Here is a 20,845-nt window from a genome sequence, read left to right on the forward strand (position 1 = left end):
CGCCCCGCGCGCACATAAGAGAGGCCATGCAACCTCCCACCGGACAGCCCCCTCCCGGCAAGCGCTGGCACACCCGCGAGGACAGCGGCATCCGTCTCGACGCCACCCTTCGCTGGTGGCACGACGACGAGCCCATCCAGCACCCGAAAATCATCGAGCTCTTCAACAGCTCGCTGGTGCTGGATGACGAAGGCCGCTATCAGCTGCGCATCGGCAAGGACTGGTGCTACGTCCAGGTGGAGGGTGCTGCCTACGAGGTGCGCACCGTGGACGTCACCCCGGACGAGCGGGTCTCCATCCGCCTGAGTGACCGCACCGCCGAGGCGTTGGACCCCACCACCCTGCACGTGGAGCCGGACGGTGTCCTGTCCTGCCGCGTGAAGCACGGCAGGGCACAGGCGCGCTTCTCCCGCGACGCGCAGTACCAGCTCGGTCAGCTCCTGGAGGAGGGGAGTGACGGCAGCCTCGTGCTGTGCGCGGGCCAGCGCCGGCTGCCCCTCCCCATGTCCCTGGACGCGCTGCCGGGCTCGCCCTAGGCGGCGGCCTCCGCGGAGGCGGGAGGGCAGGGGAGTGCCGCCGCCCCCGAGAGCTCCTTGCCCAGCGCCTCCAGCACCTCCGGATGCTCGCGCAGCCACTCCGCGGCGCGCTCGCGGCCCTGGCCGATGCGCTCCCCGCGCAGGCTGAAGTGGCTGCCCGACTTCTCGATGAGCCCCGTGGCCACGCCCAAGTCCAGCACCTCGCCCGCGCGGTGGATGCCGGTGCCGTAGAGCAGGTCGAACTCCGCCTCCTGGAAGGGCGGGGCCACCTTGTTCTTCACCACCTTCACCCGCGCCCGCGAGCCCACCACCACGTCCCCGTCCTTGAGGTTGCCCGTGCGGCGAATCTCCATGCGCACCGACGCGTAGAACTTCAGCGCGTTGCCACCCGTCGTCGTCTCCGGGTTGCCGAACATGACGCCAATCTTCATGCGAAGCTGGTTGATGAAGATGATGCACGTGCCCGAGCGGCTCACCGCGCCGGTGAGCTTGCGCAGCGCCTGGCTCATCAGCCGCGCCTGCACGCCCATGTGCGCGTCCCCCATCTCCCCCTCGATTTCGGCCCTCGGCACCAGCGCCGCCACCGAGTCCACCACGATGAGGTCCACCGCCCCCGAGCGCACGAGCTGCTCGGTGATTTCCAGCGCCTGCTCACCGGTGTCCGGCTGCGACACCAGCAGTTCCTCCACCTTCACGCCCAGCTTGCGCGCGTAGGACACGTCCAGCGCGTGCTCCGCGTCGATGAAGGCCGCCACGCCGCCCACGGCCTGCACCTGCGCAATCGCATGCAGCGTGAGCGTCGTCTTGCCCGAGGACTCGTTGCCGAACACCTCCACCACGCGCCCGCGCGGGTAGCCCCCCACGCCGAGCGCCCGGTCCACGCCGACCGAGCCCGTGGGAATGACGGCCACCTTCTGCTCGCGAGCGTCGCCTCCGAGCGTCATCACCGAGCCCCGGCCGAACTGCTTCTCGATTGTCGCCACCGCCGCCGCCACCGCCTTCAGCTTCTCCGTGAGCTTGCTCATTGCTCCCTCGCCGCCCTGCCTGTGAGTGATTGCTGCGCCACCGCGCGGCCTCATGTGAAGGTCGTGCCGGGCACATCGGCGGGGAGATGAGCAACGAGCATGCCGCGTCGTGCTCACTCGGGAGCAGCGGCGGCGGGGCGTCCACACGCGTGGCTGGAGTCCCGCGCGGTGGAGGGTGCGTCCGCGTCAGGGGTTGAAGGCGGGCAGCGCGCGGCTGGACTCCGGCGTGGGGGAGGCCACCTGCGGCGCTTCACTCTGGCCACCGATGTCGCGGTGCAGTTGGACGATGGACTCGCGCACCTCGCGCATCAGCGCGTCGCGGTCGGCGGGGGTGCGTCCCTTCGTCTCGATGGGGCGCCCCACCTTCACGCGGATGACGTCGCGGCGCGGAGTGAGCCGGCCCGGCGGCAGCACGCGGCCCGAGCCTTCAATCGCCACCGGGACGATGGGCACCTGGGCCTCCAGCGCGAGCACGAAGGGCCCCTTCTTGAAGGGCAGCAGGGCTCCGTCCTGGGAGCGTGTCCCCTCGGGGAAGGCGAGGATGTTGGCCCCTTCTCGGATGCGCTCACCAGCCAGGGCGAGGCTCTTCACCGCCTCGGTGCGCCGGGAGCGGTTGATGAAAATCATCCCTGTCATCGCCATGTACTGCCCGAGGAACGGCACGTACCGGAGCACGTGCTTGGCCACGAAGCGCAGGTTGACGGGCAGCGCGGCGAAGGCGCAGGGGATGTCCAGCGCCGATTGGTGATTCATCAGGAAGATGTGCGGCCGGCTCCAGTCGATGTCCGGCAGCGGCTCCACCTTCATCCGCGAGCCCGTGATTCGCCAATGAAGGGGCGCCCAGTAGCGGCGGGCCAGCATCAGCGCGACATCGCCGTTCCGGGTCAGCAGCGTCATCACCCCGGCGAGCGATATCCAGAACACGCTCCACGCCATCAGGATGAGGACCTGGAGCACGGTCAACAGCGGTAACAGGAGCATCATGTGCGACGTCAGGGGGATTTCAGTCTCCCACTGACGCAGCGCGTTGTCACCTCTTCTTCTGGGAGCCTCCAGGGGAGGGCCCGGTTGGCCGCCCGCAAGTTGGCGCTTCGCGTTGAATCTGGAGGGAGCGGGTATGAATTTCCGTCGCGTGAGCCCGAACCGCGAAAACCTGCCCCATGTGGTCATCCTCGGAGGAGGTTTCGCCGGCCTCTACGCGGCGAAGCACCTCTTCAAGAAGCCCGTGCGTGTCACGGTGGTGGACCGACACAACCACCACCTCTTCCAGCCACTGCTGTACCAGGTGGCCACGGCGACGCTCAGCCCCAGCGAGATTGCCGCGCCCCTGCGGGGCCTGCTGGGCCGCCACAACGTCGGCGTATTGCTCGCAGAAGTCACGGGCGTGGATACCGCCGGCAAGCGGGTGCTCCTGGCGGATGGCGAGCTGACCTACGACTACCTCATCATCGCCACCGGGGCGACGCACTCCTACTTCGGCAATGACCAGTGGGCGCAGTACGCCCCCGGGCTGAAGTCCATCGAGGACGCGACGGAAATCCGCCGCCGCATCCTGATGGCCTTCGAGCTGGCCGAGCGCGAGGCGGACCCGGAGGCCCGCCGCGCGTTGCTCAACTTCGTCATCATCGGCGCGGGCCCTACGGGGGTGGAGCTGGCGGGCTCGCTGGCGGAAATCAGCCGCCACTCGCTGCCCGGTGACTTCCAGAACATCGACCCTCGCGAGGCGCGCATCATCCTCATCGAGGGCGTGAAGAACATCCTGCCCGTCTATCCGGAAGACCTGTCCAACAAGGCCCGGCGCACGCTGGAGAAGCTGGGCGTCGAGGTCCGCACGGGCGCCCGCGTCACCAACATCGACGAGACGGGTGTGTTCATCGGCGAAGAGCACATCCCGGCCCGCACGGTGCTGTGGGCGGCGGGCGTGGCCGCCTCTCCGGTGGCCCGGTCGCTGGGCGTGGAACTGGACCGCGCAGGCCGCGTGCTGGTGACACCCGAGCTGACGGTGCCCGGGCACGACGACATCTTCGTCGTCGGAGACCTCGCCTCGGTGAAGGAAGAGGATGGAAAGCCCGTCCCGGGCCTCGCGCCCGCGGCGATGCAGATGGGCAAGCAGGCCGCCCTCAACATCCGCAATCGGCTGATGGGCAAGCCGATGCAGCGCTTCAAGTACTGGGACCGCGGCTCCTACGCAGTGATTGGCCGGGGGCACGCGGTGGGCATCGCCTTCCGCCGCTTCAAGCAGTCCGGCTTCCCCGCCTGGGTGGCCTGGCTGCTCATCCACATCACCTTCCTCATCGGCTTCCGCAGCCGGCTGGCGGTGCTGCTCGACTGGGCGTACTCGTACCTGACGTTCGCCAAGTCGGCCCGCATCATCACCGGCCCCACGCCGCGGCTGAGCCAGCCGCCCGCACGCCCGGCGCTCCCGGATGGCGGCGGAAAGGTGGATGTCGAAGCCACGGCACGGGCCTCCGCGGCCCATCAGGAGCCGGCCGTCCCTGCGGCGCACTGACGTCCCCGTCGGAACCATGGCTACTCCCGGGGACTCGCCGGCCCGGACATCTGGGGTTGGGCGGGTTCCACCTGGGAGACACGGGGCCCGGGCGTCGTGGCGTCCGCGTAGTTCGAGCGGTCCAGCATCCGGAAGTCGATGGCGAGCTGGATGTCCACCTCCTCGATGCGCGCGTGCCCCTCCAGGTCCATCCGGGTCAGCGCCACTTTGAGGATGCGGTCGTGGGCGCGCGCGGACAGTCCGTACTTGCGTACCGCGCGCTCCAGCATCCACTCGGCGCGCGAGCTCAGGATGCAGTGGCGACGCAGCAGGTGCGGTGGGAGTTGGGCATTGCAGTGCACGCCCGGCTCGTCGCGGTAGCGGGCCCGCTGACGCTCGCGCGCGGCCTGGACCCGCTCGCGGTAGTAGTGGCTCGTCTTCTCCCGCGATTCCGCGTGCGCCAGGTGCTGGTACTCCACCGGCCGCGTCTGCAGCGTCATGTCGATGCGGTCCAGCAGGGGACCACTCACCCGGGTGTTGTACTCGAAGCGCCGGTGGTCGCCGCATTTGCAGCTGCGCCCAGCGACGCCGTGGTAGCCGCAGGGGCAGGGATTCATCGCCGCGACCAGCATCACCCGGCATGGGTAGGTGATGTGCTGGTTGGCTCGCGCCAGGTGGATGAAGCCTTCCTCCAGCGGTTGGCGGAGGACTTCCAGCACGTTCCTCCGGAACTCCGGCAGCTCATCCAGGAAGAGCACGCCGTTGTGGGCCAGTGACAGCTCTCCGGGGCGTGCCATCGAACCACCGCCCACGAGCCCCGCGTCGGAGAGGGTGTGGTGTGGCGCTCGGAAGGGGCGCTCGCGCATCAGCGCGTGCCCCTCTCCCAGGAGCCCCATCACCGAGTACACCTTCGTCACTTCCAGCGCCTCGGCGAAGGTCATCTCCGGGAGGATGCCGGGCAGCCGCCGCGCCAGCATGGTCTTCCCCGAGCCGGGAGGTCCGCTGAGCAGCAGGTTGTGGCCGCCGGCGGCCGCCATCTCCAAGGCCAGCTTCAGCTCTGGCTGCCCCCGGACGTCCGCCATGTCCGGTACTGCGCCGCCGCGCCCGGGCACGCCCACGGCTTCCTCCCGGACGTAGGGCTTCACCAGCCGCGCCCCCGTCAGGTGGTCCACCGCCTCGCGCAGGGTGGAGACGGGAAGCACCCGCAGCCCCTCCACCAGCGCTGCCTCGGCCGCGTTGGCCGCCGGCACCATGACGCCCTCGAAGCCGTGATTGCGCGCCGCCACGGCCAGCGGCAGGGCGCCCTTGATGGGCCGCAGCGAGCCGTCCAGCGACAGCTCTCCGCCGAAGAGGAGCCGCGACACGGGCCCTTCCTCCATCAGCTTCGCCGCCACCAGCACGCCCAGGGCAATCGGCAGCTCGAAGGCGGCTCCTTCCTTCCTCAAATCCGCGGGAGCCAGATTCACGGTGATGCGCTTCTGCGGCAGCTCGAAGCCCGTGTTCTTCAGCGCGGAGATGACCCGCACCTTCGACTCCTTCACCGCCCCTTCCGCCTGCCCCACGACGTTGAAGTAGGGGAGGCCGAGCGCCATGTCGACCTCGCACTCCACCACCACCGCGTCGATGCCCATCAACGCCCCCGACCGCACCCTCGCCAGCATGTCCCGTCCTTCCCGAAGCCCGCCGCCAACCCCCTGAGCAAGGTGCATACCTGCGCCCACCCGAGACGCAGCGCCCCCCCGCTCAATCCAGCGCGGTGGATACCCATCCCGGCGCATGGAGCACGGATTCCAGGCATATCGGATTAGTGAACCAGGGTCTGGTCACGGCCGTGTGAGTCCGGTACCTTGCCTCACACGTGGGGAACGCAATGGGGGTACAGGTCACCGTGGACACCGAGACTCGTCAACGCCGTCCGGTCCGCATCCGCAGAGCAGACATGAAGCGGGGTCAGCGCATGAAGCTGGCCTTCGGGGTGTTCCGCTTCTGCCTCTACGGGATGGTGGGTCTCAGCTCGGAGATCTTCTTCTACAACCTCGTGCGGATTGCCCGGCACGTGCCCCTGCTGGAGGCGCTCTTCCGGTTCCAGTGGCGCGTGGATGATCGGCTGGGGCTCAACGGAATCTGGGACACCCCCGTCGTCACCGCATACGGCCAGTGCTCGCTGTGGATGTTCCTCATCTACGGCGTGGCCTGTTTCTTCTTCATCGAGCCGCTCTACCGGTGGATGCTGTACCAGCACACCGGCCTGCGCGCCGCCATCTACGGCATCGTCATCCTGCTCTTCGAGGCCTTCACCGGCGTCGTGTTGGAGCGGCTCACCGGCTACCGCATCTGGTACTACGGCGACGCGGGCGCCATCCTCTGGCAGATGACGTCGCTCTACATCCTGCCCATCTGGATGGTGACGGGCCTCATCGCCGAGTTCATCTACAGGGAGATGATGGACCCGGACCTCTTGGCCGCCTTGGAGTCCCCGCTGCCCGCCACGCCGGAAGAGACGGAAGCCTCCCTCCAGCTGATGCGGTAGGTGCAGGCGTGGCCGTCGTAGCCGGACATCTCGATGACGATGTCCTGCGCGCCGGCCACCCGCAGCCCGGCGTGGATGATGCCCGCGGTGAAGGAGGGGTAGGGGCCCACCTCGTTCATCCACAGCTCGAACTGCGCGGGCCCCAGCTCCTTGAGACGGGACTCCGTGTAGTTGTTGCCGGCGCGGAAGTTCTGCGTGGCGCGCATCAGCGCTCGCCGGGGGCCCAGCACGCGCAGCAGTGACAGCACGGCGCGCCCCAGCATCGTCTCGCGGAAGCCTTCGATATAGGCCTCACCCAGCTTCCAGGTGCCCTGCTCCAGCGGCTCTCCTGGGAAGAGCTCCTCCGCGGTGATGCGCAGGAAGTTCATCCAGGATTCGAAGGGGTAGGCCGGCCGAAGCTTCTGGTCCACGTCCAGCCCGGCCTGGCGCAGCCGCGCCTTGCACTCGGGTGTCAGGCGCCCGCCGAGCGCGCGCAGGAACAGAGCTTCGATGGTCTGCTCAAAAATGAGAAGCTCGTCGGCCATGAGCGTTGAACTCTAGCCGACGAGCTTCTCGATGTGAACCGCGACCCCAACCCGGAGCGTAGGCTGCGGGGAGGAGGCTCTCAGGGAGCGGGCGCGGGGGCGGGCGCAGCGCCGCCAGTGTCTACTTCGGTGCCCTGGATGACCGCGTTCTGCGGCAGCTCCGTCGCCATGCCGAGCACCTTCGCCCCGGCGGCCTTGGCTCCATCCAGCGCCAGGATGAGGCGCCCGTAGTTGGTGGCGTCGTCCGCCATGAAGAAGACGACCTTGTCGTCCGCCTTCTTGGCCGCCAGCATCTTCTTGAGACGGGTGACGTAGTCCGACTGCGGAATCTTCTCCGTGTTGATGGAGTAGCCGCCGTCCTTGTCCAGCTGGACGACCAGCTGCTGGTCGTTCGGGTCTGGCGGCGTGGGCTCCTCCTCCACCTCCGTGTCGGGGACGCGCACCAGGATGTCCTTCTCCATGAGCGGCGTCACCACCATGAAGATGATGAGGAGCACGAGCACCACGTCCACGAGCGGCGTGACGTTGATTTCCGAGTTCGGCGCGGAGGCAGGCTTCACCCACTGCCGCTGCTTGCGTCCGGACATTACTTCTTCTCCTCTACGCCGAGCGCGATCTGCTTCGCCTTGGACTTGCGGGCCACGTCCAGCACCTTGCGCACGTCGCCGACGTTCAGCGTGTTGTCACCCTTGAGCAGGATCTTCTTGCCCGGGTCCTTCGCCAGCTCCTCCGACAGCTTCGCCTGGAGTGCCTGGTCGTCCACCTGGTCGTTCTCCACGAACACCTTCTTGTCCGGGGTGATGGAGAGGACGAGCGGATCAGCGTCCTTGCCCTTCTCCTTCTCGATTTCGGTGGCCTTCGGCAGCTCCACGGACTTGCCGCGCTGGAGCATGGGGGTGACGACCATGAAGATGATGAGGAGCACCAGCACCACGTCCACCAGCGGCGTGACGTTGATCTCGCTCTTGATGCCCCCCTTGGGGCCTGCTGACATTCCCATGCGTGTACCTTGCTTCCTGGATGGAGGCGCCCGCCCTCTGCCCGGCGTGCTCCAGCTCCTCTAGATAGAGGAAGCTGGAGCGCCGCTCAGTCGAGGGGCGGGCCTCGGGTCGTCCCCGGGGCTCGCCCGTGGATGCTCAGGCCGCGTGCGAGGAGTGCGCGCCGCCGCCCAGGTGGCGGGCCACGACGTCCAGGAACTCGTTGGAGGACTCGGAGATGTCCACCGAGCGAGCGTCCACCCAGCCCTGCAGGAAGTTGTAGGCCATCACCGCGGGGATGGCCACGATGAGACCGAAGGCCGTGGTGATGAGCGCCTCGGCGATACCGGCCGAGATGGTGCCCAGACCGCCGGAGCCGGCCGCCGCCATGAGGGAGAAGGCGTTGACGATACCCATCGTCGTGCCGAGCAGACCCACGAACGGCGCCGTGGAGCCGACCGTGGCCAGCAGGCCGAGGCCGCGCTTCATGCTCTGCACCTCGCGCTGCGCCTGACGCTCGAGCGCGCGCGCCACGGACTCCACCGCCACGTCCTTGTTGCTGGGGCTGATGCGGTACGCCGTCAGGCCGGAGTTGATGACGCGGCCCAGGTGGCCCACGTCCTTGCCCAGGTTGGTGTTGGCGGCCGTGTTCAGGTCGCCCTTGGCCAGGATGGTCCCCATCTTCGCGGCGAAATTGCGGCTGTCCGCGCGCGTCTTGCGGAACACGAGCATGCGCTCCGCCATGACGACCAGCGACGCCACCGACATGATGGCCAGGGTAAAGATGATGCAACGAGCGAAGAGGCCCGTGTGCGCCCAGATTTCAGCGAGAGTGAATTGCATGGTTGGGTTGAGCGCTCCTCCTCACGAGCGCGGGGTAGTCTGCGGTGATGCGGTACGGCGTGCCTGGATCAGCGCGGCAGCTTGAAGTTCAGGGTGAAGGTGTAATCCACCTGGACCGGGCGACCCTGGAAGGTGACCGGCTTGTAACGCGACGAGGTCAGGGCGTCGAGGACGGCCTTGTCCATGTGGGGCAGGGGCTTGATGATCCGGCAGCGCTCCACCCGACCTTCCACGGTAACGACGCACTTGACGATCATGGTGCCCGCCACGCGGGCCTCCAGCGCCTCACGCGTGTACTCCGGCTGGGGACCGGAGACCTTCTCCGGGCGAGTCATGCCCGCGCCGAAGGGGAGCACGTCCGTGCCCGTGCCGCCCAGCTGACCACCCACCACACCACCAATCACACCACCCACCACGCCGCCCACCACACCACCGGCGACGCCACCTTCGACACCACCCTCGACCTCTTCCTCGCTGGCCTCTTCCTCCTGAGGAGGCTCCTCGCTGGGCTCGGCCTCCTTCGGGACCTCCTTCGGAATCTCCTTCGGCTGGACGATCTGGTCCGGCTTCTTGGGCTTCTTCGGCTGCGTCTTCGGCTTGGAGGAGGACGCGGGAGGAGGCGGCGGAGGAGGCGGCGGCGGCGGGGCCATGGTGGCCTTCAGCGTGACCTCGATCTCCTTCTCCTCTACAGGAGGCGGCCGGGTCGACAGCCAGAGCGCGAGGCCGAAGAGCCCCACGTGAAGGATGACCGAGATGGTGGCCCCCACGCCAAACTTCGGCTTGGGCCCCTGACCACGGTCAAGGACTGAATCGAACATGAACTAGACTCCTCTAACCAGTGGACACCGACACGCCCTGCCGGGTGAAAGGGCGCGTCACCATACAGAAACCGGCTCCGGGTTCAAGCGACCCTGTCAAGCCTGCCTGCGCTGATCGCGCAATTGCCCCACTGGTCACCAAAAAGCAACGGTCTATTGACAACTGCTCGACCTCGGATATTTTCCCGAGTCATTTTCGGTTGCAGCCCACCTTGGAGGGGTATGGTATGCACTTGAACCGAGTGCTCCGGGAAACCGGAGTTGTTCTGGCCGCAGGTCTGCTTTACGGATCGGCGGCTTTCGCGCAGTCGAGCACGATGATCGGAACGGTCATCGACGCTCAGAGCCGGCAGCCTGTTCCTGACGTCGTCGTGACCGCGACCTCGCCCAACCTTCAGGGTGAGCAGACCGTGGTTACTGACGCGCAGGGCAACTACCGTATTCCCCAGCTTCCGCCGGGTGTGTACACCCTGCGGTTCGAGAAGGAGCAGTTCCGTCCCTACGCTCGCGCTGACGTGCAGTTGCGCCTCAACCGCACCATCCGCGTGAACGTGGAGCTCCTCCCCGAGTCTCTCGGTGAGGTGGTGGAGATCACCGGTACCCCGCCGACGATCGACGTGGGCTCCACGACCACGGGCGTCAACGTGGATCAGGAGTTCATCAAGCGCATCGCGGTGGCCCGTCCGGGTGGCAAGGGTGGCGCGGCGCGCTCCTTCGAGTCCCTGGCCGAGCTGGCGCCTGGCGCCCAGACGGACAACTACGGTGTGTCGATCAACGGCGCGACCTCGCCTGAGAACGGCTACGTGGTGGACGGCCTGTCCACGAACGACCCGGCCTACGGCGTGAACGGCAGCCCGCTGTCCATCGAGTTCGTGCAGGACGTGAACATCATCACCGGCGGCTACATGCCGGAGTTCGGTCGCTCCACGGGCGGCGTGGTCAACGCGGTGACCCGGTCGGGCTCGAACGAGTTCCACGGCTCCGTGTTCGCCAACTGGACCCCGGGCAGCCTCGAGGGCGACCGCAAGCTGGTCCGCGAGGAAGGCACGGTCATCACCGGCCTCAACGAGCTGCAGAACCTCGGTGACTTCGGTGCGACCCTCGGCGGTCCCATCCTGAAGGACAAGCTGTGGTTCTTCGCCGGTTTCGCCCCGTCGTTCACGCGCTACCAGCACACGCGCACCCTGAACGCGCTGCAGGTCGACACCGAGAACAACGAGTACGTGACCGATGCGAACGGCTTCACGGTCTCCAATGTCATCCCGGGCTCGGCGCGCCAGTACTACGCGGACTCCCGCTCGCTGCAGTACATGGGCAAGCTGACCTACCTCATCAACCAGGACCACAACGTCTCGTTCGCCCTGAACGGCACCCCGTCCTCGACGGGCGGCCGCGGCAAGCTGACGCTGGATCCTCGCACGGGTCTGCTCCCGGGCGCCCAGACGGCGCGTCCTGGTGACTTCGGCGTCACCGAGAACAACACCAACGCCACGTCGCTCGCCTTCAAGTACGCCGGCGCGTTCATGGACAAGAAGGTCCTGGTCGACGCCAACCTCGGTTGGTTCCACCAGACCGCGTCCACCCTGCCGGCGGACGGCAGCAAGCTGGGCAGCAAGGAGGGTCTGGCTGGCTACTCCCGCATGAACTACCTCTTCGAGCGCAATCTGACGGCGTTCGAGGGCCTGCCTGCGGGCCAGGAGGAGGTCTGCAACCCCCACACCTACACCGTCATCAACGACGAGGGTGAGGAGGAGGAGCACGTCCTTCAGCGGTGCCCGGTCACCGGTTATGCGGTGGGCGGCCCCGGCTTCATGAGCGACGCGAAGCTGGACCGCTACCAGATCAACGCGAAGGCCACCTACCTCCTGAACGCCCTCGGCACCCACGTGCTGAAGGCTGGTGTGGACACCGAGTTCCTGGTGTACGACCAGACGAAGGCGTACGGCGGTGGCGTGTTCTTCCAGGAGGGCTTCGCGTACGACGGCGAGACGCCGGCGATCACGGACTTCCGCCGCTACGGCTACCAGACGGGGCCTGACACGCCCATCACCCAGCTGACCCAGCAGTCGAAGACCACCGGCACCACGGTGGGCGGCTTCGTGCAGGACTCCTGGTCCATCGCGAACCGCGTCACGCTGAACCTCGGCGTGCGCTACGACGTGCAGGCGATGTACGGCGGTGATGGCGACCTGGCCCTCATCCTGGGCAACCAGTGGTCGCCCCGTATCGGCGCCATCGTCGACCCGTTCGCCAACGGTCGCGCCAAGTTCTTCGTGAACTTCGCCCGGTACTACGAGGCCGTTCCGCTCAACCTGCTGGACCGCGCCTTCCCGGGTGAGCGCCGCTACAGCGCCCGCCGCCAGCTGGCCGAGCCGGGCAGCGGCGCGGAAGGGTGCGATCCGTCCAACCGTGACAGCCTGGCCACCGCGTGCCAGTCCTCGGATTACGTGCTCGTCAACCCGGAGAGCAGCCGTAACCCGAACCGCCTCTACACGGGCGGCAAGGTGGAGAACGAGCCGGTCGACCCGGACATCACCCCGCAGTCCTCCGACGAGCTCGTCGTGGGCGCGGAGTACGAGGTCCTCGCCAACACCCGCGTGGGCGCGAGCTACACGCACCGCGACATGAACTCGGTCATCGAGGACATGAGCCGCGACGACGGCAACACGTACTTCCTCGGCAACCCGGGCTCGGGCTTCGCCAAGGAGTTCCCGAAGCCGGAGCGTAACTACGACGCCGTCACCGTCTACCTGAACCGCACCTTCGCGGACGGGTGGCTCGCCCAGGGTAGCTACACCTGGTCGCGTCTGTACGGTAACTACCCCGGTCTGTTCCGCCCGGAGACGGCGCAGCTCGACCCGAACATCCTCTCGGACTTCGACCTCGTCGAGCTCCTGGAGAACCGCACGGGTCTGCTGCCCTTCGACCGCACGCACGCCATCAAGGTGTTCGGCGCGAAGGAGTTCAACGTCACGAGCGAGCTGTCCGCCAGCGTCGGCGTGTCGTACCGCGGCAACTCCGGTACGCCGATCAACTACTTCGGCGCGCACGCCGAGTACGGCACGGACGAGTCCTTCGTCCTTCCCCGTGGCGCCGGTGGCCGCACCCCGTGGATCAACACCATCGACTCCAACGTGGGTGTGAACTACCGCGTCAGCAAGGACAGCGTCGTGTCCTTCACCCTGGATGTGTTCAACCTCTTCAACTTCCAGGGCGTTGACCAGGTGGACCAGACGTACACCACCCTCAACGTGGCTCCTCTGAAGGACGGCACTCCTAACGACATCCGGGACCCGGGCGTTCTGGAGTGGCAGGAGGGCTCGGAGCGTACGGCGCCGTTCGGTTCGGTGGACGGCGACATCAACAAGAACTTCAAGAACCCCACCCGCTACCAGCCGCCCCGCCAGGTGCGTTTCGGTGTCCGGTACACGTTCTAATCCCCAGCCATCCACGGAACTCCAAGTCACATGACCAAGAACATCCTCAAGACTGTGCTGGCCGTCGCCAGCATGGGCAGCCTGATGGCGGGTTGCGACTTCGAGCAGCCTGAGGCTGGCTGCTTCGTGCAGGACGCCACCAACTGGTACGCGAAGTACGACCTGGTCTCCGAGCCCAAGCTGGAGGACGGCACGGCCTGCACGCTCAAGCCGCCCCTCGGCGAGCGCATCGGCGTGTACAAGTTCGTCAACCCCGACAACGGGAACAAGACGATCCTGACCATCCGGCCCACCGGCCTGGTGAGCCGCGCTCAGGACGACTCGAGTCCCCCGTCCCAGCAGACGGCGACTGGCGACTTCGCCAGCGAGCCGGACGGGGACGACTTCTGCCTCGCGAACAACTTCAGCGCTGCCACGCTGGACGCGGTCTTCGTGCCCGCGGTTCCTCCCAAGGACCCGACTGACCCGGATGACCATGGCACGCCGGCGCGGCCCGCGACGAAGGTGACGTACGAGTTCAGCAACGTCCGGGTGTACTCGGCGCCGAGCTCGCCGGGCACGCAGCTGACGGGCGAGCTGAAGTGGACGAAGGACGGCTGCTCCTCGACGTACGTCGTCCGCGCCCTGTGGCCGGCGGTCATCTGCATCCCCGGCTCCACCGCAGGTGAGACGAGCTGCGGCGACGGCTCCGGTCTGAACCCGGACTTCGCGGCGGAGTGCGGCGAGCCCGCGGCCCCCAACTGCGGCGCCACGGCTGCCCAGGTCGCGGCGGGCTTCACCGGCTGCTGCATCCCGTCGAAGAAGATCCCGTCGTTCAAGTAGTGCGAAGACAGGCCTCCCATTGAGGCACGCCACCTGAGAAGGTGGCGCAACGCGGCCCCGGCAGCCCTCCCCCACGCGGGAGTGGCCGACCGGGGCCGCGGTGTTTACAGAGCTGTACCTTGCTGGAGGCGCATTGGAAGGTCGTTACTCACTGGTGGAGCATGTCCGCTCGCTGCTGGCGGACGAAGAGGGCACGCTCTACAAGGCGGCGCCCTACCGGGTGGCCCTCTGCTATCCGAGCCCCTACCACGTGGGCATGAGCTCGCTCGGCTTCCAGGCCATCTACCGGGAGCTGCACGAGCACCCCGGGGCCACCGCGGAGCGCGTCTTCCTCCCGGACGACGTGGACGCCTTCAAGAAGACGCGCGCGCCGCTCTTCACCTGGGAGTCGCAGAACCCCGTCTCCAGCTTCGACATGCTGGCCTTCTCCGTGGCCTACGAGCTGGAGCTGACGGGCTTCTTCTCATTGCTGGAGCTGGCGGGACTGCCGCTGCTCGCCGAGGAGCGCCGTGACGGGGGCTACCCGCTGGTGGTGGCTGGTGGGCCGCTGACGTTCTCCAACCCCGACCCGCTCGAGCCCTTCGTGGACGTGCTCGTCCAGGGCGAGGCCGAGGACCTCATCCACGTCCTGGTGGACGCGGCCGCCTCCATTCAAGACAGGGATGCGCTGCTGGCGCACCTGGCACGCATCCCCGGCTTCCGGGTGCCCGGCCGGGGAGGGACGCGTTACCACGTCACCAAGGCGACGGACGCCCGGCTGCCCGCCCGCACTCAGATTGTCACGCCGCACACCGAGCTGCGCTCCATGTTCCTCATCGAGCCGGAGCGGGGCTGCTCGCGGGGCTGCCACTACTGCGTCATGCGGCGCACCACCAACGGGGGCATGCGGACGGTGCCGCCGGAGCGAGTGCTGTCCCTCATCCCTGACACGGCGAAGCGGGTGGGGCTGGTGGGCGCGGCGGTGACGGACCACCCGCGCATCGTGGAGTTGCTGCGCACCATCGTCGACTCGGGGCGCGAGGTGGGCGTGTCCTCGCTGCGGGCGGATCGGCTGACGCAGGAATTGGTGGATCAGCTCCGGCGCGGCGGGGCCACCAACCTCACGGTGGCGGCGGACGGCGCCTCGCAGCGGATGCGGGACCTGGTGGACCGAAAGCACTCCGAGGAGCAGATTGTCCGGGCCGCGAACTTCGCCCGCACGGCGGGGATGAAGCAGCTCAAGGTCTACAACGTCGTGGGCCTGCCCTTCGAGGGCGACGAGGACATCGACGAGCTGATCCGCTTCACCACGGAGCTGTCGCGCATCCTCCCGGTGGCGCTGGGCGTGGCGCCCTTCGTGGCCAAGCGGAACACGCCTCTGGACGGGGCGCCCTTCGCGGGCATTCGCGAGGTGGAGAACCGGCTGGAGCGCCTCCGCAAGGGCCTGAGGGGCCGCGCCGAGGTTCGCCCCACGTCCGCGCGGTGGGCGTGGGTGGAGTACATGCTCGCCCAGTGCGGCCCGGAGGGCGGGCTGGCGGCCATGGATGCCTGGCGCGCTGGGGGCAGCTTTGCGGCCTGGAAGCGCGCCTTCGAGGCGCGGGGCTGCGAGCCATACCTGGCCCGACGGGTGCCGGACGGGCGCCGTACCCCCGTGGAGTGGCCCACCGTCCCCAAGGTGGCGCCCCCGGAGGCTCCCCCGCCGGCGTCCGCCGCCTGACGCGGAAAGTGACGTAGCGGTGCACGGCTGCCCTCACTTCCGCTAGAAGGCCGCTGGCGCCGATGGCCGGCGTCCAGGGCAGCGGAGAACCGTGTGAGCACGCAGCGTGTGGACAAGTCGTGGCAGCAGAAGGGCCTGAAGGAGTACCCGACGGAGGCCCTGCTGGGCACGCTCGGCCACTACGGGCTTCCCGTGGGCGAAGAGGATTTCCGCAAGCTGGCGGAGACGTCCTTCCCCCTGGGAATCGCCCAGGAGTGGAAGCAGAAGTGGAAGGGCACCGGCCCCTTCAAGGACTTCGTGGTGGCGGCGGCCGTGGAGCTGTGGCGCCGCTGGCTGCCCGACAGGGTGGCTCCGATGGAGCTGGCCGACTCCCTGATGGGCCTGATGAACGCCTGCGCGCAGCTGCTCAATGGCAAGCAGGATGCGCCGGTGACGGAGGCCCTGGAGAAGATGAATGGCCTGCGCTCGCGCATGCCGCTGGATGAGCGCGGCGCGCCGCAGGAGCGCTTCATGCGCGAGGCGCTCGCGCCCTTCACGGAAAAGCAGGCCGAGGTGTTCGACAGCCTCGCCGAGGCGCTCGCGTCCGCGGGCCATACCGCCCACGCGGAGGCCTTCGCCGACATCGAGGAGTTCCTCCTGCCGGACCGCAAGGGCATTGCCCGCGCCATGGTGCGCGCCGCGCGTGGTGAGGTGGACGCCGCCACGGACGACCTCGTGAAGCTCACCGAGGACACCGCGCGCAGCCCGATTGCGCGCCTGCTTGCGGTGGACGGCCTCATCCACGTGAAGGCCCACGGCCGCGCGGCCGCGGCGGCCCGCACGCTGCTCGACTCGGCGGAGAAGGGGGGGGACCTCCACCTCGCGCTGGACCTCGTTCCCCGCCTGGAGCACATCTACAAGGCGCAGAACGACCGCGAGTCGCTGCTCGACCTCATGCGCATCTCCGCGCGTCTCGAGGAGGCGCATGACAAGCTGCACCCCGGCCACCGGCGTCACCGCCACGGCTGAAGTGCCTTGAAGGAGCCCGAGCGGTCGGCATGAGCCTGCCGACCGCTCCCGCCACCCGCCGCGTCCGCGAGCGGGATGCACCTGGGATGGTCTGGCGCGCTCGAGGCGCTACCGCGCTTCGGAGCAGCCCGCCCGCGCAGTTCGCCCCGGGCATGGAGTGGCGTCCGCGACGCTCTCAGCCTGGCCCGTCAGCGCACTCCGCTTCACCGTCGAGGCGGAGGCAGGCGGGCGCGGAGCCGGAATCCTCCACGCCTCAGCCCAGTCCGTCTGGCCCGCCGGCCTCGTCCTTGGGGGCCGGCGCAGGCACCATTGGTGCCTCAAGGCCGGAGGCGGCGTCTTCGCCCTCCGCGGCGCGCGCGGAGCGCTTCAGCGGCACGCGCAGGACGCCGGACACGCCCTCGGAGACGTCTCGCACGGACACCACCGCGCCCACCGTCGTGTAGCGGATGGCTCCCGTCTGCGTGAAGGCGTGCTTGAGCGGGTAGTCCTTCGCGCGGGGGAGGAACCACTCGCGCGTGGCGCGCATGGGCAGCACGTGCAGCTCGCCCTGCGAGAGGAAGACATAAATCAGCAGGTCCGCGCCGCTGTAGAGGAAGCAGCCCGGGGTGTCCTTCTCCAGGTTGGACACCAGCTCGAAGAAGTAGCGGCGGCGGGTGGCGTTGCGGTCGCCCTTCACTTCGATTCCGCGCACCTCGCCCGAGGGCAGCTCCCAGAGGAGGTCCACGCCGCGGTGCTGGAAGCGCGGGTCCGCCTGCACGTCGTGCACGCGGGAGCCCGGCTCCGTTTCCAATAGCCACGTGCGGGCGTGCTGGACGGCGCGGTCCGCCGCGCCCTGCACACCGCGCATGCTGAAACTTCGCGCCATGTCGTCAGGTCAGCGGCGCAGCTCGACGCCCGTCGCCACGAGCTGGACCTCGCGCGGCTTGCCGTCCGCGCCGCGCGGGACGATGGCGCCCTCGGACTCGTAGTGCTGCGCGTGGCCCTCGCTCAACTCGGCGACCTTCACCACTCCCTCCACGCGCGCCTTCGAGCCGGCCGAGTCCAGCGGCACGAAGAAGCCATAGTCCTTGAACGTCACCCGCACGCCGGGGCTCTTGTCCTTCGTGTCCGTCGCAAGCTCCATCCAGCAGCCCTTGCGCTCGCACGCCTTGCGTACCGTGCCCTCCACGAGCACCGTCTTGCCATCGTGCGCCTGCGGCTTCGCCAGCACGTCCGCCAGCTTCGTCACCTGGGTGCCCTTGATGGGCTCGCCGCGCGTGAGCTTCCAGCCATCCTGGGCGGGCGCGGCGGCCGGCGTCCCGGCCTTCGCGGCTTCCGGGGCCTCGGCGGGGTGGTGACAGTCGCTCTCGGCGGCCTTGGAGGAGGCCTTGGCGGGCGTCTTGTCACCCGCGAGCGCGACCAGGGGAACTGCGACCAGCAGCATCAGGGAGGTGCGGAGCGAGCTCATGGGGCCTACGCTTAGCCAGAAGTCCTTGCTCCGGCAAGCCGGCGCTCGTACTAGAGTCTTCCTGTTCGCGCATCATCCCGCGAGGCCGCATGAAGGTCGTCATCCCTCCTCGCAACCGTCGCTTCAGCACCGTGGATGCCCTGGGGCTCGCCGGCCTCGTGGGGCTGCTCGTGGCCCGCTACATCCCGGTGGCGCGCATCATCCCGTTCTGGGGCTGTGTGCTACGCGAGCGGACGGGCTGGCCCTGCCTCGGTTGCGGCCTGACGCGCGTGGCGGACCGCGTCGCGCACTTCAACTTCGTCGGCGCCTGGGAGGCCAACCCCCTGGGGACGGTGGCCGCCTTCCTCTTCGCCCTCGCGGCGGTGGTGATGGTGCTGCACATGGTCTTCGGAATGCCCATTCCGGAGCTCCAACTCTCCCCGCGCGAATGGGGCGTGGTGCGGGTCGTCATGCCCGTGGTCATCGTCGTCAACTACGCCTACGTGGTGGTGAAGACGCGCTTCCCCCACCTGCTGCTGTAGCCTGCGCGCCGTGCCATACGCGCTCGTCGTGCTGGGCTACCTCTCCGGCTCCATTCCCTTCGGTGTCCTCCTGACGCGGTGGCTGCGTGGCGTGGACGTACGCCAGAAGGGCAGCGGCAACATCGGCGCCACCAACGTCACCCGCGTGGCGGGCAAGAAGCTGGGCGCCGTCGTGCTGCTGCTGGATGCCCTCAAGGGCGCGCTGCCGGTGGCGCTCGCCTTGCGCATGCTGCCGGGACAACCCACGGTGCACGTCCTCGTGGGGCTGTCCGCGGTGCTCGGCCACGTCTACCCGGTGTGGCTGAAGTTGCAGGGCGGCAAGGGCGTGGCCACCGCGCTGGGGGTGCTCGTGGTGCTGGTTCCGCTCGCGGCGCTGGCGGGCGCGGTGGTGTATGCGCTTTTCCTCGCGGTGTGGCGGGTGAGCTCGCTCGGCTCGCTGGCCGCGGGGGCCACGGCGGTGGGTACGTCCGCCGTGGTTTCACGCGAGGTGGAGTACGCCGGCCTCTCAGCGGTCCTCTTCGTCCTCATGCTGTGGACGCACCGGGGCAACATCCACCGGCTCCTTCGCCGCACCGAGCGGCGCTTCTGAGCCGTCCTCCGCCGCGCCTCCCGCGGGCCGGTAGCCCAGCAGCGTGCAGGCGATGGGGCCGTTCCACATGTCCCGCCTCGCGGAGGGGCGCGCGTGGAAGGCGCTCTCGAAGGCCGGGTTGCCGGAGAGCACCCAGACGCGCCAGCCCGGCACCCGCAGGGACTCGCCGAGCTTGAAATAGAAGCTCTTCATGCCCTTCTGACCGCCGGAGCCCAGCCGGTCTCCATAGGGCGGGTTGGTGATGATGAGGCCGCCACTGGCGGGCAGCGGCGGGAGCTTCGTCGCGTCGCCCTCGGTGAGCTGGATTTCCTCCGACAGCTTCGCAGCACGCACGTTGCGGCTCGCGGCCTCCAGCGCCTCCGGGTCCTTGTCGAAGCCCATGAGCGGCACCGTCACCTTGCGCTCGTTGCGCCGCGCGTCCGCGCGCAGGTCCGCGAGCAGCTCGCGCGCCCGCGTGCCCAGCCCCGGCCAGCGCTCCACCGCGAAGTCTCGGTTGATGCCCGGCGCGCGCTTGCGCGCGATGAGCCCCGCCTCGATGAGGAGCGTGCCGGAGCCGCACATCGGGTCCACCAGCGCTTCCTCGCCCGTGTAGCTCGCCGCGCGCAGCAGGGCCGCGGCCAGCGTCTCCTTGAGGGGCGCCGGGGTGGGGCGCACACGGTAACCACGCCGGTGCAGCGGCTCCCCGCAGAGGTCCAGCGAGAGCGACAGCGTGTCGCGCGACAGGTGCGCCACCACGCGCACGTCCGGATCTCTCGTATTCACGTCCGGCCGAGCACCCACCGCGTCGCGGATGCGGTCCACGATGGCATCCTTGACCTTGAGCGCGACGAAGCCCGAGTGCGTGTGCTCGCTGTCCTTCAGCGTGGCATCCACCGCGAAGGTGGTGTCCGGGTCGAGGTGCTCCTCCCAGGGAATGCTGGCGGCGGCCTCATACAGCCCTTCCGCGCCGTGGGCCTCGAAGGCGCCCAGCGGGTAGAGCACGCGCATGGCGATGCGCGACCAGAGGCACACCATCAGCGCCTCGTCGAGGGTGGCCATGAAGCGCACGCCGCCGCGGTCCTGGCGGATGCGGCGCGCGCCGAGCTCCTTCAATTCATCGGCGAGGAGGTCCTCGGTGCCGCGGGCGGCGGTGGCGAAGAGGGCAATACGTTCAGCCATGGGACACCGCCCATATGCGACGCGGGCCCGCTTGGGAACCGGCAACGCGCATCAAATGCCCACCACCTCGTAGATGGCGAAGGTGGCGCCCTCCTGCTCGGCGCTGGCCTCCTTCGCCCGCCGGAAGTCCTCGGACTGGAAGTAGGCACGCATCGACTCCCTGTCACGCCAGCGCGTCACCAGCAGCAGCTCCGGCGAGCGCTCGAAGGAGCGCAGCACCTCCAGCCCCAGGAAGCCCTCGTGCGCGTCCACGCGCCGGGTGCGGTCCTGGAAGCGGGCGACCAGGCGTTCCGCGTCCTCGGGCGCGGCGCGGAAGCGGGAGATGGCGACAATCATTCGGCACGCGTCCTTCGTGAAAGCAGAAGGGGCGCCCGGGCCCCGTGCCCGAACGCCCCCGTGAAGAAGAACCCCTTGCACCGCCGCGCC

21 protein-coding genes are annotated in these 20,845 nt (G+C 68.6%); 9 read left to right on the top strand and 12 right to left on the bottom strand.

The annotated features are described in order from the left end of the window. Window positions 1–26: 26 nt before the first annotated feature. Complete coding sequence (locus ACVTJA_RS10325) at window positions 27–536, top strand: DUF1285 domain-containing protein (RefSeq protein ID WP_465836006.1); 510 nt, start codon at window positions 27–29, stop codon at window positions 534–536. On the opposite strand, the gene recA is transcribed toward ACVTJA_RS10325, so the two are convergent. After that, the gene (gene recA / locus ACVTJA_RS10330; RefSeq protein WP_465836008.1) at window positions 533–1,561 is read right to left on the bottom strand and encodes a recombinase RecA; all 1,029 of its coding nucleotides are present in this window, start codon (window positions 1,559–1,561) and stop codon (window positions 533–535) included. The genes ACVTJA_RS10325 and recA overlap by 4 nt on opposite strands. A gap of 186 nt (window positions 1,562–1,747) precedes the next feature. Then, window positions 1,748–2,545: a lysophospholipid acyltransferase family protein gene (locus ACVTJA_RS10335; RefSeq protein WP_465836010.1), complete on the bottom strand. Its 798-nt coding sequence runs from the start codon at window positions 2,543–2,545 to the stop codon at window positions 1,748–1,750. A 133-nt stretch (window positions 2,546–2,678) separates the two neighbouring features. On the opposite strand from ACVTJA_RS10335, the gene ACVTJA_RS10340 reads away from it, so the two are divergent. After that, a complete protein-coding gene (locus ACVTJA_RS10340) occupies window positions 2,679–4,070 on the top strand; it encodes an NAD(P)/FAD-dependent oxidoreductase (protein WP_465836012.1) in 1,392 nt (463 codons plus the stop codon). 20 nt (window positions 4,071–4,090) lie between these two features. Here ACVTJA_RS10340 and ACVTJA_RS10345 read toward each other — a convergent pair whose 3' ends face one another. Beyond that, entirely contained in the window at window positions 4,091–5,710 is a 1,620-nt protein-coding gene (locus tag ACVTJA_RS10345) for a YifB family Mg chelatase-like AAA ATPase (protein WP_465836014.1), read from the bottom strand. A gap of 197 nt (window positions 5,711–5,907) precedes the next feature. Between ACVTJA_RS10345 and ACVTJA_RS10350 the strand changes: the two genes are divergently transcribed. Next, window positions 5,908–6,579, top strand: coding sequence for a hypothetical protein (locus ACVTJA_RS10350; RefSeq protein ID WP_465836016.1), 672 nt, complete (start codon window positions 5,908–5,910; stop codon window positions 6,577–6,579). On the opposite strand, the gene ACVTJA_RS10355 is transcribed toward ACVTJA_RS10350, so the two are convergent. The 5 genes from ACVTJA_RS10355 to ACVTJA_RS10375 all read right to left on the bottom strand — a co-directional run bounded on the left by ACVTJA_RS10355 (window position 6,480) and on the right by ACVTJA_RS10375 (window position 9,741). Then, a complete protein-coding gene (locus ACVTJA_RS10355; RefSeq protein ID WP_465836018.1) occupies window positions 6,480–7,103 on the bottom strand; it encodes a DUF2378 family protein in 624 nt (207 codons plus the stop codon). The two genes, ACVTJA_RS10350 and ACVTJA_RS10355, sit on opposite strands and share 100 nt — an antisense overlap. A gap of 80 nt (window positions 7,104–7,183) precedes the next feature. Beyond that, the gene (locus ACVTJA_RS10360) at window positions 7,184–7,690 is read right to left on the bottom strand and encodes an ExbD/TolR family protein (protein WP_465836020.1); all 507 of its coding nucleotides are present in this window, start codon (window positions 7,688–7,690) and stop codon (window positions 7,184–7,186) included. Further along, window positions 7,690–8,103 (bottom strand): ExbD/TolR family protein, encoded by a 414-nt coding sequence (locus ACVTJA_RS10365; RefSeq protein WP_206721325.1) that lies wholly within the window; start codon window positions 8,101–8,103, stop codon window positions 7,690–7,692. Before ACVTJA_RS10365 ends, ACVTJA_RS10360 begins: the two co-directional genes overlap by 1 nt. Before the next feature lie 136 nt (window positions 8,104–8,239). Continuing rightward, window positions 8,240–8,923 carry a MotA/TolQ/ExbB proton channel family protein gene (locus ACVTJA_RS10370; protein ID WP_465836022.1) on the bottom strand — a complete coding sequence of 228 codons (684 nt, stop codon included), beginning with the start codon at window positions 8,921–8,923 and terminating at the stop codon, window positions 8,240–8,242. A gap of 68 nt (window positions 8,924–8,991) precedes the next feature. Then, complete coding sequence (locus ACVTJA_RS10375) at window positions 8,992–9,741, bottom strand: energy transducer TonB (protein ID WP_465836024.1); 750 nt, start codon at window positions 9,739–9,741, stop codon at window positions 8,992–8,994. A gap of 227 nt (window positions 9,742–9,968) precedes the next feature. Between ACVTJA_RS10375 and ACVTJA_RS10380 the strand changes: the two genes are divergently transcribed. The 4 genes from ACVTJA_RS10380 to ACVTJA_RS10395 all read left to right on the top strand — a co-directional run bounded on the left by ACVTJA_RS10380 (window position 9,969) and on the right by ACVTJA_RS10395 (window position 16,704). Continuing rightward, the gene (locus ACVTJA_RS10380) at window positions 9,969–13,178 is read left to right on the top strand and encodes a TonB-dependent receptor (protein WP_465836026.1); all 3,210 of its coding nucleotides are present in this window, start codon (window positions 9,969–9,971) and stop codon (window positions 13,176–13,178) included. Between the two features lie 30 nt (window positions 13,179–13,208). Next, on the top strand, window positions 13,209–14,000 hold the full coding sequence (locus ACVTJA_RS10385; RefSeq protein ID WP_465836028.1) for a hypothetical protein: 792 nt from the start codon (window positions 13,209–13,211) through the stop codon (window positions 13,998–14,000). Window positions 14,001–14,133: 133 nt separating this feature from the next. Next, window positions 14,134–15,696: a radical SAM protein gene (locus tag ACVTJA_RS10390; protein WP_465836030.1), complete on the top strand. Its 1,563-nt coding sequence runs from the start codon at window positions 14,134–14,136 to the stop codon at window positions 15,694–15,696. A gap of 93 nt (window positions 15,697–15,789) precedes the next feature. Beyond that, window positions 15,790–16,704 carry a hypothetical protein gene (locus tag ACVTJA_RS10395; RefSeq protein ID WP_465836032.1) on the top strand — a complete coding sequence of 305 codons (915 nt, stop codon included), beginning with the start codon at window positions 15,790–15,792 and terminating at the stop codon, window positions 16,702–16,704. A 253-nt stretch (window positions 16,705–16,957) separates the two neighbouring features. Here the strand turns inward: ACVTJA_RS10395 and ACVTJA_RS10400 are convergent, their stop codons facing one another. Both ACVTJA_RS10400 and ACVTJA_RS10405 read right to left on the bottom strand, forming a co-directional pair. After that, window positions 16,958–17,569: a hypothetical protein gene (locus ACVTJA_RS10400; protein WP_465836034.1), complete on the bottom strand. Its 612-nt coding sequence runs from the start codon at window positions 17,567–17,569 to the stop codon at window positions 16,958–16,960. Window positions 17,570–17,578: 9 nt separating this feature from the next. After that, window positions 17,579–18,151, bottom strand: coding sequence for a DUF4920 domain-containing protein (locus tag ACVTJA_RS10405; protein WP_465836035.1), 573 nt, complete (start codon window positions 18,149–18,151; stop codon window positions 17,579–17,581). A gap of 89 nt (window positions 18,152–18,240) precedes the next feature. Between ACVTJA_RS10405 and ACVTJA_RS10410 the strand changes: the two genes are divergently transcribed. Further along, window positions 18,241–18,672: a DUF2752 domain-containing protein gene (locus ACVTJA_RS10410; protein ID WP_465836037.1), complete on the top strand. Its 432-nt coding sequence runs from the start codon at window positions 18,241–18,243 to the stop codon at window positions 18,670–18,672. A 10-nt stretch (window positions 18,673–18,682) separates the two neighbouring features. Then, on the top strand, window positions 18,683–19,261 hold the full coding sequence (gene plsY / locus ACVTJA_RS10415) for a glycerol-3-phosphate 1-O-acyltransferase PlsY (RefSeq protein WP_465836039.1): 579 nt from the start codon (window positions 18,683–18,685) through the stop codon (window positions 19,259–19,261). Here plsY and ACVTJA_RS10420 read toward each other — a convergent pair. After that, a complete protein-coding gene (locus ACVTJA_RS10420) occupies window positions 19,178–20,419 on the bottom strand; it encodes a THUMP domain-containing class I SAM-dependent RNA methyltransferase (RefSeq protein WP_465836041.1) in 1,242 nt (413 codons plus the stop codon). The genes plsY and ACVTJA_RS10420 overlap by 84 nt on opposite strands. Before the next feature lie 51 nt (window positions 20,420–20,470). Next, window positions 20,471–20,755, bottom strand: a complete 285-nt coding sequence (locus ACVTJA_RS10425) for an antibiotic biosynthesis monooxygenase family protein (RefSeq protein WP_465836042.1) — start codon at window positions 20,753–20,755, stop codon at window positions 20,471–20,473. Window positions 20,756–20,845 lie beyond the last annotated feature (90 nt).

The organism is Pyxidicoccus sp. M6 (genome assembly GCF_055568925.1).